Below are 13,838 nucleotides of genomic sequence, written 5' to 3' on the forward strand. Positions count from 1 at the left end.
CGGAGCGGCGTTTAGGCGTCTCCGGGTACCCCGTTTACATCACAAACAACCCATCGCAATCATTCCAATGAAACCAATTATACTTATCCTCCAGTGTTTGTATTTGTTTGTTCTTTTGGCAGGAAGCGCGCATGGCCAGAAGGCAGATACCCTCTCCCTTATCGCAGATCGCGGGTTTGCCGGAGGGGTGTCGTTGAAAGGGACAAATAGCGTAAATGTCGCGACGGGAAAATCTTTATACCCGTTCAAAAAGCAGTCCGGCGCACCGTTGTGGTCGCTGGCAGAATGGGAAAGTAAATACCCCTTGTCGCAGGACCGGCTGAAGCAGACGGAGGGTGTCAGCATCTACCGGGACAGGGGCAAGATGATATCCTTTCAGAGACTCGAAAAAGATTGCCTGGTACGGTTGGAAGTAGAAGCGAGCGCGGAGTACAGCGCACCGAGAAAACCCGGTCAGGGATGGCCGCACTTATTGCTTGAGCAGTCGTTCCCGGAGAAGGTAAGGTTTGCCGAGCTGAAAAACCTGTGGCTCGAATTCTCCGGCAGGCTTGTGGCGGGTGAAATGAAGATGAAAGCCGAAGAATTTAACCAGGGACTTCATGCGGCGCAGTTTCAGCTGTTTCTGGTTGTCCAGGACCTTAATCCGAATTCAGCGGGTTACCGGGACTACCTGTGGTTTGGCGTGCCTTTCTACGACTACCGGTTCCGGGAATCAGAAGTTTACGCTGCAAAAGATGTCGGAAAAGACGATGCCACAGGAAAGTTTATCTATAGCCTCGCGAGTCGTGATTTTATGAATGGAAGCTTTCACGACAGGGAATGGAAGACAATTCACAAAGACTTGTATCCCGAAATTCGCAAGGCGCTTACACTGGCGCGGGCAAGAGGTTATCTGACACAATCGGCGGACGCTGATCTGGCCATTTCCGGGATGAACATCGGTTGGGAAGTTCCCGGGACGTTTGACGTCAGTTTTGAGTTCAAGGGCTTCGACATTCGCGCGGTTAAACAATAAAGATAAAATTTAACCGGTATTTCTAAGCCGAAAATGACGGTACGGATGCGTTTGTAGCATTCGGGTGCCGTCATTTTCGGCCCAGGGAGAATAGTTAGCGCCTTTTTGTGCGTATTTGAGAGAATTAAATGGCTTCAAAAGACTACCAAAGCGCGTTGCGTTCATGCAGGAGTTATCGGGTTGAGTCGAAATACTCAAGCAAACTTCCATGCCAGAAACCGGCTTTGCTTGTTCCCTTGCTGCATTTTTACGACTTCGATCTCTTCGGCGGCGTTTTTTTTCAGAAGTTTCTGCAGGGGGTGGAGATTGTCCTTGTTGGAGATCAGCGAGGTAAACCAGCCCACCTGCTCTTTAAAAAGTGTGCTTTCTTTGATCATCGTCGACACAAACCGAAGTTCTCCGCCGGGGTACCATAGTTCGTTACTCCGGCCGCCGAAATTGCGTTGCCCCTTCCCGTTTTGGAGGCCGAGATTTACCAGCTTCCGGTTAGACTGTGCGTTAGCTTCTTCCTTTGATTTGAAAAACGGCGGATTGCACATAACTGCGTCAAAATAATCCGTGGTCTGAATGATATTCTTTAGGACCAGCGATTGGTCTCTTTGCAAGCGCAGTGTAACGCGGGAACGCAAAAGCGCGTTCTGTTCCACAATTTTCCGGGCATTGGTCAACGCTTCATCCGCTACATCGCTTCCCACGAAGGACCAGCCGTAGATAGCGGCGCCGAGGATGGGGTAGATCAGGCTACATCCCACTCCGACGTCCAGAATATTTTTATCTTTTGTTGCTCCGTCCGCGGCGATCAGGTCGGCGAGGTAGTGAACATAGTCTGCTCTGCCGGGGATCGGAGGGCAAAGCTGTCCGGCCGGTATATCCCAATACGTAATGGCATATTCTGATAGCAGCAACGCTTTATTGAGCAACCTGACCGCGTTGGCGTCGTGAAACAAAATAGTAGTTTGACCTGCCGGGTTCTTTACCAGTAACGGCTTCAATTCAGGTACCACCGCTACCAGCTTCTTAAAATCATATGGCTGATTATGCCTGCTGTTCGGATGATGATTTTTACCGGATCTTGACATACGAGTGTTTCAAATGACAAAAATAGTGGATCGGACAATAGGTGTGGGCGGCCGGGATTTTTTGCCCGTCACCGGAATTGTCAAGTGATCCGGTAGCTTCCGGCTTGGGCTAAATTCCTTTCGTGACACACAATTGGGCATGCTCTACTCCTTTGACGGCCGTTAATTTCCGGGCGAGCTCCTCGAGCACCGCGGCTTTTCCCTTTAATGCCACGATCTCCATGCAGTGATGGTGGTCCAGGTGGATGTGACCTCAGGGATTGTCAGGCAATATGACATTTTATCCGGTACTAATCTAATAAGACATCTAAAGACCTACAGACTTAGCAATGTCTTAGTAACGATAAACTTCTCTTTAAAGAAAGGGTTCCCCGGATCTGCGCTATTTTTGATGACGCATTTTAATTGTATAGTATCATAACCATTAATTGTTTGTTTTTTGGTTGTTATGTTTAGAGCAGACAGTCTGCTTCCGGCTGTCTTTTTTTTCGGATGAAATGTGAAGTAAGGACTGGAAGAGGCTAAACTACGGAGCAATATTTTAACGGGACTTTTTTAGTTTTTGGGATTAATAAAGAAAAATATCCCTTTAGAAAAAGAAACCTGAGAGGCCCGAAACGCAGTGTTTTCCTGAGAGATGCCCTCATAAATTTTGATACCAATGCGACATTATTTGCCTTCAAACCGCCTTCGTATCGGTTTGAAGGCAATTGGTATACTTTTAAAGGTGTTGGTATATAAAATTGTTCGCATCCGGAAAGAATATGGAAGATTGCCGGCTGGAATTTTTTAGCCTTATCGATTCAATTATGTCCGTTCTTGTCCAAGATTTTTTCATACTCCGGAGACCCTTATTGCCGGTAGAAATACTTCTGGAATTTCACAGGCAATCTACCCCGGCTTCACTAATAGACTTGTTTTCGCAGGCGCTGTTATCGGAAGCCGTGTTGGCAGCATCACCAGGCCTTTTTGCCGCTCTGAACGAAGTCAAAGTGGGCAGGCCTGGTGAAAAGGCAACACAGAAAGTAGTGCGGACTTTGTACCGCTACCTGGTTCGTCTCTGTACCCGGGCAACACCGTACGGCCTGTTTGCCGGCATTGCAACCGGGCAAGTATCCGCACAGAGTGGGATGGTATTTTCTTCGTCTGGAGAACCGTTCCGGCGGGCCCTGCGCCTGGATAGAAGTGCGCTTGAAATGCTTATACGATGGTTGGAGACACGGCCAGGTGTTAAAAATCAATTGTTGTACGGCTTGAATACAAGCCTGGAACTCAGGCCGGGACACTTTCGGTACATTGAACGGAAACAGGCCAAAAACGGGCTCGCCCATGTACTGACGTCCATAGAATTTTCTCCTCAGGTCGAACGGGCGTTGGCGCTCGCTCGGGAAGAAATTACAATTCCGGCGCTTATAAAAAGGCTGTCAAGCCAGGTGCGCGGGGCTAGAGGAATGGTAAAGGAAATGGTAGAGGCGCAGTTATTGATAAGCGAGCTGGAACATACGGTTACCGGTGAAGATGCGTTTGATCGGGTTTGTCGGAGAATAATGGCGCTTAAAGGCGCGCGTGCCGAAAAACAGCTGGTAACCAGGATAGACCGACTGCTGCGCACCTGTGAGGAGCCTTTAGAGGTATACCAGCAGCTTGCCCGAATACTTGCGGTTGTTACGGAATGGCCTGAGGGGAGTCCGGCCGTTAAGGCGGATATGGTTTATAACGGTAGGTTTACCTTGAACAAAAAGTGGGTAGATGTCCTGGCGGCGGAGTTTGAAAGGGTTCAACCGCTACTAAAAGTTGACCGGGATGAAGAACTAGCCCGATTTAGAAAGGCTTTTTTGGAACGGTTTGAAAGCAGGCAGGTACCGCTGCTCGAGGCGCTGGACAGCGCGGACGGTATTGGATACGGGCACGCCCGGCCCGGATACTGTGAGGATTTACCGCTCTTGGAGGACCTGGAACTACCCGGCCGGTCCCCAAAACAGCCGTATCTTCAGGACACCGCAGGCATGCTTAAAGAAAACCTTGTTGAACGGGCGATGCTGGAAAACAGGACCGTTGTTCTGCTAAGCGACCAGGATTTGCGAGGATTGCGAGCTCCCGGCAATCCGACGGGAGACGGCTTGTATTGGCTTGGCAGTATTTTGACTGCTTCTGCGCGCGATCTTGATAAGGGCAATTTTCTTTTCCTGGGGAGGTCTGGAGGCGGGGTGTCCGGACTTGAGTTATCAGGCAGGTTTTGTGACGCAGACCCGGCGCTGGCCGGCTACGTACAGAATGCTGCGGAGGAGCAGCAAAGGCGGCATAGCGACCGGATTTACGCAGAAATTGCGCATTTGCCCGAACCCCGCCTGGGTAATATCCTCCAGCGCCCGCATTTGACCGGGCACGAAATCGTCTATCTGGCAGCGAGCAACCTGCCGTTTGAAAAAAGGATTCATGCCTCCGACTTGATGGTCTCTGTGGAAGGAGATGAAGTTATTCTCCATAGTAAACGACTCGGGAAGCGGGTAGTTCCCAGGTTAACATCAGCCCATAACTTTTCCACCGGCCTTCCTATCTATCGCTTTTTGTGTGATGTAGCCGGTCAGGGCGCCGCCTACCTGTGGCAATGGGGTCACCTTGAGTCGCGGACCTTTTTACCCCGTGTGCAGTACGGTCATTGGATGCTCTCAAGGGCGCGTTGGCGAATAGAAAAGGAACGTTTCCCTTCACTATTCGATCCTCCGGGAGATTTTCGGGCTGAATGGGAAGAAACCCGCAGGCGACTTAATATTCCGCGGTTCGTTCAGATTGTCGATTCGGATCGGGAGTTTTTGATAGACAGTGAGTCCTGCTGGTCAGTAGAAGAGTTACGCGCGCACCTGGAGAAGGGCAAAATCAAGTTAGTAGAGTTTGCCGATGGTATGACCGGCCTTTTAGATGGGTGGTGTCACGAAGTCGTGCTTTCATTCCTGCAGACCCCGCAACCGGGGAAAGACCATGAAAGAGCCGATTTAGACGCCCGTAATAATGAACGTCGTGAATTCCTGCCTTGTAGTGAATGGATTTATCTTAAAATCTATTGCGGGCCCCGTACCGCGGACGTGTTGTTGACTGAATTTTTCGGGCCCCTGCTGACGGATATGGTCCGGAATGGGAAAATTGATATGTGGTTTTTCATACGTTACGCTGACCCGGATCCGCACCTCAGAATACGATACAAGGGAGCTAATGGTTGTTTGCTAAGCAATGAGCTGAACAGCCTTTTAGCCGCCGGGCGGATACAGAAAGTCCAATACGATACTTACCGTCGGGAACTGGAGCGGTATTCGGGGTTGGATTACGGGTTAACGGAATCCATTTTTCATACGGATAGTGTGACTGTAACCAGTTTATTGAAACAGTTGGACACCGAAGAGGATCGATGGTTAGCGGGGCTTACAGGAGCTGACCGGTTGATGAAGGATTTTGGTTTGAATTTACCCGCCCGGCTCAACCTTGCAGAGGCGGGCTTTGAATCGCTTTTTTTAGAGCTGAAAGGAGAAAATACCCTAAAAATACAGCTGGATGTGAAATACCGCCGGGATAGAAAGCTTATAGAAGCATGCCTGGCTGAGGCGGCAAGCGGTTGGGAGCAAATTTTTAAATTCCGTTCAAGAGCGTTAAAAAAGAAACTAAAAAAGCAAGGGGATATCAGGCTTACAGAAGTGGCATCTTATGTACATATGTTTTTTAACCGGCTGTTGTTATCCCAGTCCAGGATGCAGGAAATGATACTTTACTATTACTTGAAAAAATACTACCGATCTCTTCAAAAACAGTTTGTAAAGCCCGTCAATTGACAGAAGGATATTCTGCTTTGTAAATAACATTTCGATATTGTATTTTTAAACTGATAGGTCCTGAGGCTGCTTCCGTTCCTCTTCTCATTGTTTGTTTGTAAAAGTGGAGAATATGAAAAAGGAATCTACCCCGTCTTTTCGGTGTCTTGTCGTTGACGATGAGCTAAGAGCACAGCATGTATTATCCGGTTTTATAGCTGAGACTTCATGGCTTGATTTGGTCGGATGTTGTTCGGACGCTGAACAGGCAATAGAAATGGTTGTGGTCAAAATGCCGGACATCATTTTTCTTGATGTGGAAATGCCCGGATTGTCCGGGCTTGATTTATTGAAGGCAATGCCTTTACCCAGACCGCATATAATACTGGTTACTGCGTTTAGGGAGTATGCGTTAGAGGCTTTCGAATATGAGGTGGCCGGCTTCTTGTTAAAACCAGTCTCAAGGGAACGATTTCTAAAAACCGTTTTAAAAATCACAATCAGATATCCTCAGGATTTTTTGGCGTTAGAGGCGCCGAATATGGAATCCGGTCAGCACGCGACCACCGGAAGCCGCAGTGGTGCGTACAATGACAATCTTCAAAGCCAGGGTTTTATCTGGGTGCGATCAAACGGTAAGTTTCACCGGATACCCCATTGGAAAATCCTGGCCGTGGAAGCATTGAAAGACTATATAAAGATCTATATGACGCAAGCTTCGGGAATGCTGTTGGTAAGGGAAAATATTGGAAGAATGGAACAGCGTTTGCCGGGATCTGATTTTATCCGTATTCATCGGTCCTTTATCATTAACCGGCACCAGGTCAAGACGATTGAAGGCAATATGGTAACTATGGAAGGGGGTGAAAAATACCAGATATCAGACAGCCAGAGAAGAGACATTATCGTCAAATTACTGACACGGGAGTAGGGATGAAAAAGTTGAAAAAGCTGAAAAATAACCTGAACAGTTTTCGCTGGCTTCTTTTCCCGAAGGGACCGCGGCACAGGTTATTCGTTCACATCCTGTTCTGGGGTTGTTTTTTGAGCAGCCATTTACTTTTCTTTGTACCTGCTTTCACCGAACATCTGGCCAGCCGACAGGCTGTGTGGGCTTATGTGGCTTATTACTTGCGTTACATTCCCCTGTATTACGGTTTAATTTACTTCTATAAAAAGGTTGGGGTCGTAGCGGGCGGCGTTGCTCTTGCGGCAGGGTTGATAATAGTGGCCCTGTTGGCTATGCATCTGGCAACGATAGTTCTTTACAAAGGTTATGAGCTGATAATCGGGCTGGAAAAATTGCCGCCTATATTTCAGCAGATCGGCGCGCAATACCTTAAGCCCTGGAATGAAAAAAGGGGAAAGGACTGGTCGGTTTTTATTTATGATGCTATTGATCTTCAGCTATTGATCCTGCCGGTAGGGATCAAGCTGACGAAGTACGGTTTTGCGCAGGCGGTCGAGCAGCTCCGGTGGCGGGAGGAAAGGGTAAGGGCCGAGCTGAAGGCAGTTCGGTCCAGCCTAACGCCCCATTTTATATTTAATGTGCTCAATTCGGCAGCCTCAGAGTTAGGCCCCTATCCGGCTCCTTCCGCGTACATTCAGCAGGCAGCTGACCTGATCCGTTTTACATTGTACGAGGCAGATAAAGATTTTATCCAGTTCAGGAAAGAGTATTATTATGTACAACAGTACGTTGAACTGGAAGCGATGCGTACAGAGCTCCGTTCTGAGATCTCCTTCAGTCATTTTCCCGAAGGAGCAAAGGCTGAGCATTCTGTTCCGACACTGATGTTATTGACGTTGGTAGAAAATGCTTTTAAGCATAGTGTTCATGCTACGTATCTACCGTCTTTTGTGGACATTGACTTTCAGGTGTCCGGCAACCGGCTGAATTTTAAGGTAAGTAATAGTATCCCGCAAACGCCCGCCCGGGGCGTGAAAGAAGATTCGGGTATGGGGTTAAATACTGTGAAACGAACCCTGGAACTGAAATTTCCCGGCGACCATTTGTTTGAAATCCGCCAAGACGACCGCGTATTTTCCGTCCGCCTTTCTCTGCCGCTGAATCGTTATCGGGTCGAGCATTAGCCGGGATCACATCACTTGCCTTTTTTATTTTCCGGGAGTTTTGTACGGGGTCGTTTCCGGCTTTCGTATCAAAAAATACCGCATTCGTATCAAAAATTTTTATATCAATTCGGGCTGCCGTTGTTTTGACTAACAGCTTTAAAATGTTTTACTAAAACAGGAACAATTATGGGAAAAGTAACTGCAAAAAGGAGCACTTTTTTAAAGAAACGTACGCTGGCCCGATTGGACAAACCAGTTGATTTTTCGTTGAAAGGCCGAACCGCGATCACAACCAGCGGCACTACCTGTACGGCCACGGTGGTATTGGTTTGATGACCTGAGCCCGTGGCAGATCAGACTGTCACGGCTCAAAGGGCTTATGGCCTTGCCGGAAGATTTGACAGTTCGGGCGGTGAAATTCTATTGTCTCGATTTACCTATATAGTTATCCGTTATGAAAAATCCGGGGGTAAACAAATTCATATCAGCCACGTCACCTGCAAGCAGGAGGTGGCTTGGTATGGTGCCTGAAGTAACTACATGGATATTGATCCTGTTGTTTCTGCACACGGGAATTGATAAGCTTGCCGGCCTTAAAACCTTCACTGCTCAAATGGAAAGATCGCCGTTGATAGGAGCCTATGCACACGCGTTGGGAATATTGGTTCCCGTGGGTGAAGTGGTAACTGCAATGTTGCTGGTATTCGGCAAGACCAGGTTGGCCGGCCTGTACGCATCGGTATTTCTGATGAGCGTTTTTACCGCTTATATCTATGCAATGCTGAAGTATAGTTATCACCTGGACTGTAGCTGCGGAGGTGTCACGAAGTATCTTGACTGGACAGAACACTTGTGGTTCAATGCCATTGTATTAGCCCTTTCAATTCTGGCAGCGGTTTGTCTCAGCGGCAAAATCCAAGCGTAATTTCCTGAATTAACGTTTAACCAAACTTTTAATGCTATGAGAATCCCCCGGGCACCCCCGGTAGCTGCCGTTGTCGCTACCAAGCAGAAAATTTATCCATTCAATTAAAATAAATATTTATCATGAAAACATTTCGTATTCTTTTAGCAGCGTTGGCAGTAGCAACTGCTTTTGGTCTTAATGCGTCGGCTTTTAAAAGCAATGGCGTAGTTACTGCATCTTCGGTCGAGCCGATGTATCTGATTACTGATGATCAAAATGATTTTTACGGCACGACGGCGAACAAAACCGACACAGAGACAAGGTGTCCGGGCAGTGACCGTGAGTGCGCCCTGGAGCAGAATGCGCAAGGCGCCCCCGAGGTAATTAAGTGGGACGGCCCGCAAATTAAATTCTGATTTTAAAGAAGCTGCTGCGACTCCGAACCGGTCGCGGCAGCTATAAATATTGCGCGCAATGAAACTGGCTCTTTTGGTTATTTCCGGCATTTTTATTGTAGCAGTCCTTGTCGTTACCTCGGACCGCCTGAATTTCAAGTCAAACGGTTTCAAAAGGATTTTTTTGCCAGGAAAAACGATAGTACTTGGGCAACGGTCTTTGGCTGCAGCGGATTTGAGAAGTATAGCCGGTGTAACGGGGAAATGGGTTTACTTTACTACCGCTTCACCAAACCGTTTCATCAGGACTAACCTGGATAGTTTTAATCCGGAACAGTTGGAGTTCAACCTGGACGCTGCTTTCGTGGCAGGGACCGGCAAGAATTTTTCGGCTTGGCTGAGTGGCTCCACGCTCTATGTTTTTTCTGGCCAAATTCCTGCGGTTGCCGTAATTGACATAACCTCGGGGAAATCAAGTTACACTCCGTTAGACTTACCGGGCTTTATTTATGGCGTACCCGCGTCTTCGGGCACATATTTCCTACGTGCATTTCAGCCTGATAGGAGAGATTTGAGCTTTGTAAGTGTGACCATACAGCCGGATACCATGATCTATTCGTTTTTAACACCTGGCGATAGCATTCAAAAAGGCGCCTTAAAGTCGGACGGAGCATTACGGTATAACCAGACCGGCCTGGTCGCGTATGTGTTTTATTATCAAAACAAATTCATGGTTTTTAATAAAAATTCGGGGCGCTTACAGGTATTTGACACCATTGAAAAAATGGCCGGATTGCCAGGGCAGCTGCCCGGAACAGCACCACTAACTGTTCATCAAACCAGCTGCGTTTTTGAAGGGAAACTATACATTTGCTCGAATCTACGGTCAGACAGTGAAACGCGTGAAGCCTATCTGAAAAACATACCTGTTGACATATATGAGATTGAAACCGGCCGGTACCTGGGAAGCTTTTACTTGCCTCTACCGGGTCGGAGTCTTGTGAAAAGTATGTTCATGGATAGTGAAGGCAAACTGTCGGCTTATTACCAGGACAAAACCTTCGTCCGGTATTCGGTTCCCACTGCCGGCTCAGTTTTATAGCCACAATAACCGGAACTCCTCTCAGTCAGGAAAAAGGTCTACATGGTTCACCGCCGGTTTCTCACTTGCGTATTTCCACGACGGCGATAACCGGGAGATGGTCGGAATAATATCGTCCTTCCTGCTGGTCGGTAATGGTGGCATGCTGCAGTACCCGGACTTTGCCGTTCACAAAGATGTAATCGATTTTTGCCCGGAGCGGCTCCTTCCTGACAAAGAAGCCGCTGGAAGTTCTTACCGGGCCGTAGTGAGCCGTTTCAGAAAGCCCGAGGGCGTCCTCCAGCAGGCCGTCTTTGGTTACATTCCCGTAGGTGACCGATTCCGGGACGGCGTTGAAATCGCCGGTCAGGATAACCGCGTGTTGCCCGGCGTATCGCCGGATCTGTGAAAGGACCACCTCCGCACTTTTTTGGCGGGCTATTTCGCCCCGATGGTCCAGGTGGGTATTGAAGAAGAAAAAGGTTTTTTTCGCGGCTTTGTCTTTGAGCTTACACCAGGAAGCGGTACGGGGGTAGAACGCATCCCAGCTTTTGCTTTCCTTCACATCAGGTGTTTCCGACATCCAGAAGGTACCGGATTCTTCGAGGGTAAAACGGCCTTTCCTGTAAAAGATCGCCGTATATTCCCCGCTTTTGCCTTCTACCCTCGGCACGCCGTACCAGGCGAACTCGGGGAGGAGCTTTTCGAGATCGGCTATCTGGTCGGGCTGGGCTTCCTGCACGCCGGCCACGTCTGCCCCGTGATACCGTATCGACGCCGCTACGTTTTCCTTGCGGTATTCCCACCCGTTTATGCTGTCGATTGTGTTTTTATACCTGATGTTGTAGCTCATTACGCGCATTTCCTGCGCAAGCGATCCTGCCGGCAGCAAAAAGAAGAGCGCGACCGCCATGAAAATGAAAACAGAAGATTTTGATAAGGGTTTCATGTGAATAAAAAGGTTTGAGCCGCAGCGGCGGACCGCAGTGAGGGAAAGAAATCGGAAATCGGCGGCTCAGTAAAGCCTGAATATAAAGGCCCGATAATTCTGTACGGATTCATTTCTGATTTCTGATTTCTGATTTCTGACTTCCGATTTCCAATTTCCATTTGATTTCATCTGTATAAAAAATCCATCAGCCGTTTGTGCGCCGCTTGTAGCTAATACCTCAAAGCTCATGGCTATTTTATACGGAAATTTTATGGTTTTTTCTGCGCCCGCTCTTCACTCTGTTTTATAAAATCCACGCCTTCCAACACAAACTTCGAGCTGTCGGTTTTGGTTTTCCGATAATAAGGGGAGTACATCGAAACTCCCACGGTGCCTTTGTCGACATCAAAGTCGAGCAGGCGGATATAACCGCCGCCCATGTCGTCATTCTGGTAATTCTGAAGGATCTGGTACACTTTATTCCCCGCTTCCCCCTCGTCGACCTTCAAAGCCGAGCTCATCACGTGTCCGCTGAGCACAAACCTGATGTTCGAATGCTTTTTGACAAGCTGACTGAAGACAACCTGCGGGCTGAAGTCGCCATAACCCGCATTCCGGTCAGCGATTTCTCCTTTGGGTGTCAGGTGATAGTGTGTAAGTATGATGACGTTGTAGTTAAAATATTCTCTGATGATGTCGTTTGCCCAGTTAATGGGACCCATACGCGGGCAAAATTCCAGTACCATGACCAGCCAGTTGGTATCGCCGACCCGGAAAGTGTAATAGGCGTTGTCGCTTTTTCCGTCCTCATACCGGCCTCGTTGGTGAGTAAAGCGGCTTACAGGGAAATAAGAATTGAACTTATAGGTCTTCCGCAGGTTCTGGTTGACATTGCCAGGCGCAGCGCTTCCGCTCAGGAAGCCCACGGCTTCGGTGTCGTGGTTGCCCAATGCGATTGCATAGGGGATGTGGTGTTGGTCCAGCACGTCAAAACCCCGGCTTGCCACTTCCCATTGGCCGTAATTGTCGAAGTTTACCACGTCTCCCACATGTAGGAGCATTGGCATATGAAGCGAATCCTTTTTGTCGACAAGCCATTGGATGCGACTGTAGAACATTTCATGGTTAGCGGTGACCTCCGTTTGTGTATCGGGGAATACTGGCAGCGTAAATTTCTGCGCTTCGCTGCTGCCAAAAGTGGCCACGCAGGTTAAAACCGACAGCAAAGCCGGTTTCAGGATTTTATTTCCGGGCAAATGTTTCATGGGTATAAAAAGGTTTGAGCTGTGAGGGGTGAAATCGGAAATCGGAAATCAGAAATCGGCGGCTCAGTAAAGCCTGAATATAAAGGCCCGATAATTCTGTACGGATTCATTTTTAATTTCTGACTTCTGACTTCTGACTTCCGATTTCCGATTTCCATTTGATTTCATGGCTATTTTATCGCTTTTCAACTACTTCTTTTACCGCTTTCAGGTATTTGGCTTCAGGGTCTCCTTTGGTAGGCACCAGGTAGCCGCCTTCTCCCAATTCATTCCAGGCATAAAGCAGCACCATACGTTCTTTCGTGGTTTCTTCGGGGTGCTCGTCCATCCAGGTGACGGCTTTTTTCAGGAAATCCTTGAACTGATCTACCGTGCGTTCGGGAAAGTACCAGCCCGGTTTCTGGTTCAGCCCGGATTTCTCCTCCCACGGGCGTTTGTCCCAACCGACCGTGATCTCCGGGATGTAGGGTTTTTCTCTGGAACCCGACCAGTTTTTGACATGAGCCGCTACCAGCTCGGAATAGGGGTGAGCCTCTGAGCCCGCTGCATATCCCGGGATGATGTTGTAGTGCGTACGGTGCGTAAATCCTTCAGGTGCAGCTGCCCCGCAGCCTGCAATGGCGAGCCCGTCGATACCTCCGGCCCGGGCTGCCTGCTGCATCCGGGCTAGTCCCTGTTCGTCAATTCCTTTTGAGTCAAAAAGCACTACGAGCGGCTTTCCGTCAACGGTAACGTGCTGCGGGTCGCTGAAATAGGGGAGCCAGTATTTTACTGCATCGCCCCAGTTCTGGGGGCCAACGATCTCTGATCCGGAGTGGTTTGCTACCAGAAGGCCGAATTTGATCCGGTGCTTGTTTCTGGCCTTCATGTAGAGGTTCAGGCTGGTGTGGTGCGGGAGTGCGGCAATGGCGTCGGCGTTGATCGGTCCTTGGTTGTCCCGCCAGTACCAGCAAAACAGGAAAAAGCTGATGCCGTTATCGGCGGCAAGGTCTATTTGCCTTTCCATAATTTCCAGGGCGTCGTCGCGCCAGCCCCACACCGGTTCTCTGTCGGAAAACTCTTCAACAAACCGGCGGGTCAGGTGGGTAGGGGCGTTTTTGGCCCATGGCTCATCGGGATTGTCCGCGTGCCGGTTCCGGCCCGCCCAGCCGTCGAAATAATAGGCGCCGATCTCCGGTGGCTTTTGGCCCGGGGCAGGCTGCGCCGGCGACACCCGTACATTACAGGCAAACAGTACCAGGACCACCAGCACGGTCAGAAGTGATTTAGATTGTGACATGTTTGTGATT

The 13,838-nt window shown here is 48.9% G+C and carries 13 protein-coding genes; 7 read left to right on the top strand and 6 right to left on the bottom strand.

Annotation, left to right across the window (positions count from 1 at the left end; translation table 11 throughout):
• Window positions 1-67 precede the first annotated feature (67 nt).
• Complete coding sequence (locus ABD852_RS14985) at window positions 68-1,015, top strand: hypothetical protein (RefSeq protein ID WP_345030313.1); 948 nt, start codon at window positions 68-70, stop codon at window positions 1,013-1,015.
• Between the two features lie 194 nt (window positions 1,016-1,209).
• Here the strand turns inward: ABD852_RS14985 and rlmF are convergent, their stop codons facing one another.
• Together rlmF and ABD852_RS23080 are read right to left on the bottom strand one after the other, a co-directional pair.
• On the bottom strand, window positions 1,210-2,094 hold the full coding sequence (gene rlmF / locus ABD852_RS14990) for a 23S rRNA (adenine(1618)-N(6))-methyltransferase RlmF (RefSeq protein ID WP_345030316.1): 885 nt from the start codon (window positions 2,092-2,094) through the stop codon (window positions 1,210-1,212).
• A gap of 109 nt (window positions 2,095-2,203) precedes the next feature.
• On the bottom strand, window positions 2,204-2,341 hold the full coding sequence (locus ABD852_RS23080; protein WP_425568816.1) for a hypothetical protein: 138 nt from the start codon (window positions 2,339-2,341) through the stop codon (window positions 2,204-2,206).
• Between the two features lie 562 nt (window positions 2,342-2,903).
• Between ABD852_RS23080 and ABD852_RS14995 the strand changes: the two genes are divergently transcribed.
• The 3 genes from ABD852_RS14995 (at window position 2,904) to ABD852_RS15005 (ending at window position 7,988) form a co-directional block, all read left to right on the top strand.
• Window positions 2,904-5,915 carry a lantibiotic dehydratase gene (locus ABD852_RS14995; protein ID WP_345030319.1) on the top strand — a complete coding sequence of 1,004 codons (3,012 nt, stop codon included), beginning with the start codon at window positions 2,904-2,906 and terminating at the stop codon, window positions 5,913-5,915.
• Between the two features lie 112 nt (window positions 5,916-6,027).
• Window positions 6,028-6,825 (top strand): LytR/AlgR family response regulator transcription factor, encoded by a 798-nt coding sequence (locus tag ABD852_RS15000; protein ID WP_345030321.1) that lies wholly within the window; start codon window positions 6,028-6,030, stop codon window positions 6,823-6,825.
• Window positions 6,826-6,827: 2 nt separating this feature from the next.
• Entirely contained in the window at window positions 6,828-7,988 is a 1,161-nt protein-coding gene (locus tag ABD852_RS15005) for a sensor histidine kinase (RefSeq protein WP_345030323.1), read from the top strand.
• Window positions 7,989-8,092: 104 nt separating this feature from the next.
• Here ABD852_RS15005 and ABD852_RS15010 read toward each other — a convergent pair whose 3' ends face one another.
• Entirely contained in the window at window positions 8,093-8,287 is a 195-nt protein-coding gene (locus tag ABD852_RS15010; protein ID WP_345030325.1) for a hypothetical protein, read from the bottom strand.
• A 137-nt stretch (window positions 8,288-8,424) separates the two neighbouring features.
• Here ABD852_RS15010 and ABD852_RS15015 point away from each other — a divergent pair, with 137 nt between their 5' ends.
• The 3 genes from ABD852_RS15015 to ABD852_RS15025 all read left to right on the top strand — a co-directional run bounded on the left by ABD852_RS15015 (window position 8,425) and on the right by ABD852_RS15025 (window position 10,374).
• The gene (locus ABD852_RS15015; protein ID WP_345030327.1) at window positions 8,425-8,895 is read left to right on the top strand and encodes a MauE/DoxX family redox-associated membrane protein; all 471 of its coding nucleotides are present in this window, start codon (window positions 8,425-8,427) and stop codon (window positions 8,893-8,895) included.
• A 122-nt stretch (window positions 8,896-9,017) separates the two neighbouring features.
• The gene (locus ABD852_RS15020) at window positions 9,018-9,293 is read left to right on the top strand and encodes a hypothetical protein (protein WP_345030329.1); all 276 of its coding nucleotides are present in this window, start codon (window positions 9,018-9,020) and stop codon (window positions 9,291-9,293) included.
• A gap of 58 nt (window positions 9,294-9,351) precedes the next feature.
• The gene (locus ABD852_RS15025) at window positions 9,352-10,374 is read left to right on the top strand and encodes a hypothetical protein (RefSeq protein ID WP_345030331.1); all 1,023 of its coding nucleotides are present in this window, start codon (window positions 9,352-9,354) and stop codon (window positions 10,372-10,374) included.
• A 61-nt stretch (window positions 10,375-10,435) separates the two neighbouring features.
• Here ABD852_RS15025 and ABD852_RS15030 read toward each other — a convergent pair whose 3' ends face one another.
• The 3 genes from ABD852_RS15030 to ABD852_RS15040 form a co-directional block, all read right to left on the bottom strand.
• Complete coding sequence (locus tag ABD852_RS15030) at window positions 10,436-11,302, bottom strand: endonuclease/exonuclease/phosphatase family protein (RefSeq protein ID WP_345030332.1); 867 nt, start codon at window positions 11,300-11,302, stop codon at window positions 10,436-10,438.
• A 251-nt stretch (window positions 11,303-11,553) separates the two neighbouring features.
• A complete protein-coding gene (locus ABD852_RS15035; protein ID WP_345030335.1) occupies window positions 11,554-12,549 on the bottom strand; it encodes a metallophosphoesterase in 996 nt (331 codons plus the stop codon).
• Window positions 12,550-12,724: 175 nt separating this feature from the next.
• Window positions 12,725-13,828, bottom strand: coding sequence for a glycoside hydrolase family 99-like domain-containing protein (locus tag ABD852_RS15040; protein ID WP_345030336.1), 1,104 nt, complete (start codon window positions 13,826-13,828; stop codon window positions 12,725-12,727).
• Window positions 13,829-13,838: the final 10 nt, after the last annotated feature.

The organism is Ravibacter arvi, from assembly GCF_039540405.1.
GTDB lineage: Bacteria > Bacteroidota > Bacteroidia > Cytophagales > Spirosomataceae > Ravibacter > Ravibacter arvi.

Excerpts from the sequence above, each read along its gene's own strand:
- ABD852_RS14985 (WP_345030313.1), top strand. The coding sequence starts at position 68 with ATGAAACCAATTATACTTATCCTCCAGTGTTTGTATTTGTTTGTTCTT.
- rlmF (WP_345030316.1), bottom strand. The coding sequence starts at position 2,094 with ATGTCAAGATCCGGTAAAAATCATCATCCGAACAGCAGGCATAATCAG.
- ABD852_RS14995 (WP_345030319.1), top strand. The coding sequence starts at position 2,904 with ATGTCCGTTCTTGTCCAAGATTTTTTCATACTCCGGAGACCCTTATTG.
- ABD852_RS15000 (WP_345030321.1), top strand. The coding sequence starts at position 6,028 with ATGAAAAAGGAATCTACCCCGTCTTTTCGGTGTCTTGTCGTTGACGAT.
- ABD852_RS15005 (WP_345030323.1), top strand. The coding sequence starts at position 6,828 with ATGAAAAAGTTGAAAAAGCTGAAAAATAACCTGAACAGTTTTCGCTGG.
- ABD852_RS15015 (WP_345030327.1), top strand. The coding sequence starts at position 8,425 with ATGAAAAATCCGGGGGTAAACAAATTCATATCAGCCACGTCACCTGCA.
- ABD852_RS15020 (WP_345030329.1), top strand. The coding sequence starts at position 9,018 with ATGAAAACATTTCGTATTCTTTTAGCAGCGTTGGCAGTAGCAACTGCT.
- ABD852_RS15025 (WP_345030331.1), top strand. The coding sequence starts at position 9,352 with ATGAAACTGGCTCTTTTGGTTATTTCCGGCATTTTTATTGTAGCAGTC.
- ABD852_RS15030 (WP_345030332.1), bottom strand. The coding sequence starts at position 11,302 with ATGAAACCCTTATCAAAATCTTCTGTTTTCATTTTCATGGCGGTCGCG.
- ABD852_RS15035 (WP_345030335.1), bottom strand. The coding sequence starts at position 12,549 with ATGAAACATTTGCCCGGAAATAAAATCCTGAAACCGGCTTTGCTGTCG.
- ABD852_RS15040 (WP_345030336.1), bottom strand. The coding sequence starts at position 13,828 with ATGTCACAATCTAAATCACTTCTGACCGTGCTGGTGGTCCTGGTACTG.